This window comes from Vibrio sp. 11986-1-5 (genome assembly GCF_963878025.1).
GTDB classification, from domain to species: domain Bacteria; phylum Pseudomonadota; class Gammaproteobacteria; order Enterobacterales; family Vibrionaceae; genus Vibrio; species Vibrio injensis.
On sequence record NZ_CAWNVW010000019.1, the window covers coordinates 1 to 1247 of the forward strand.

Here is a 1247-nt window from a genome sequence, read left to right on the forward strand (position 1 = left end):
GTACCACTCGATAACTCACAGTCAAATCCATCCGCTACTTTTAATGCAACGTATTCTACCTAATCGTTGAGAGTTGCAGGATTTATAACCATATGTTCAATCGACCAATTGCAAATATTGTGATTTTCACCCAAGGAAGTTGGAGCAATTGATTGCAGAACAATCATTAACTTAACCATGCTATTAGTTAAACTGATTGTTCCAAACGGTGCTGCTGTATCTGACGCTAACAATTCTACTATGGCACGGTCTCAAACATCAGAATGTTGTTTACCTTGATAACCTCGGCGTCGTTATCCGAAAGCAAGCGCATGACTTTACTTAGCCTGCGCTTGCTTGTGGATGTGATCATGGTGTGACTAAAAAGATTCTTGGTTGTCTCGCATACTCAGACGCGATTCCATCCATTCCTCAATTTCACTTTCTACCCAAGCCACCGCTCGTCCACCGAGTGGCACACTCTTAGGAAAGTCGGTTTCATCAGCCATGAATTTGTAGATAGTTGAACGACCTAACCCGGTCAGTAACATCACTTCTTTTAGTCGTAAAAATCTCATGGGAATGATCTCCAATGTCTATACCCATGGGAAAAGCCCGTGATGTAAAAAATAATGTGCGACGCCGTATTCAAATAATAATCAGATATATGTCATCTCAGTGAACCTCAAAGTGATGTACCAAGGAGACTGAAATGACCAAATCGAAAAAATACCAACAGCAGCAGCGTTACCAAGAAAATGAAGTGCTAGAGCACGCCGCTCAAATTCTGGCTAATCGTTATTTACGAACCGATGCTTTTTGTCATCCTGAAGCCACTAAAGAGTTCCTGCGCTTTAAATTAGGCGGGTTAGAGCGGGAAGTGTTTGCGGTGATGCTGCTGGATAATCAACATCGTTTGATTGAGTTTAATGAGTTATTTCAAGGTACGGTGGATGCGGCCAGCGTCTACCCTCGTGAAGTGGTCAAAGCCGCCTTGGCCTGTAATGCCGCCGCCGTGATATTCGCTCATAATCATCCATCCGGTCAGCCTGAGCCTTCAGAGGCTGACAAGCGCATTACACAACGTTTAAAAGACGCCTTAGCGTTAGTTGATATTCGGGTATTGGATCATATTGTGGTCGGTGAAGGTTGTGTCTCTTTTGCTGAAAGGGGACTGTTATGACCGTCCAACAGACCATCACTACGAGTGTCGAAACGACATTAGCCGCGCCACTGACTCAAGTGCTACGCCGCTTTACTATCCCCGA

At 44.3% G+C, this 1247-nt stretch carries 2 protein-coding genes; one reads left to right on the top strand and one right to left on the bottom strand.

Features of this window, described 5'->3' with window-relative positions:
• Positions 1–359 precede the first annotated feature (359 nt).
• Positions 360–557, bottom strand: coding sequence for an AlpA family transcriptional regulator (locus tag AACS00_RS05885; RefSeq protein WP_110168453.1), 198 nt, complete (start codon positions 555–557; stop codon positions 360–362).
• Positions 558–691: 134 nt separating this feature from the next.
• Between AACS00_RS05885 and radC the strand changes: the two genes are divergently transcribed.
• Positions 692–1162, top strand: coding sequence for a RadC family protein (radC, locus tag AACS00_RS05890; RefSeq protein WP_110168454.1), 471 nt, complete (start codon positions 692–694; stop codon positions 1160–1162).
• The last annotated feature ends 85 nt before the right edge of the window (positions 1163–1247 follow it).

Excerpts from the sequence above, each read along its gene's own strand:
- AACS00_RS05885 (WP_110168453.1), bottom strand. The coding sequence starts at position 557 with ATGAGATTTTTACGACTAAAAGAAGTGATGTTACTGACCGGGTTAGGT.
- radC (WP_110168454.1), top strand. The coding sequence starts at position 692 with ATGACCAAATCGAAAAAATACCAACAGCAGCAGCGTTACCAAGAAAAT.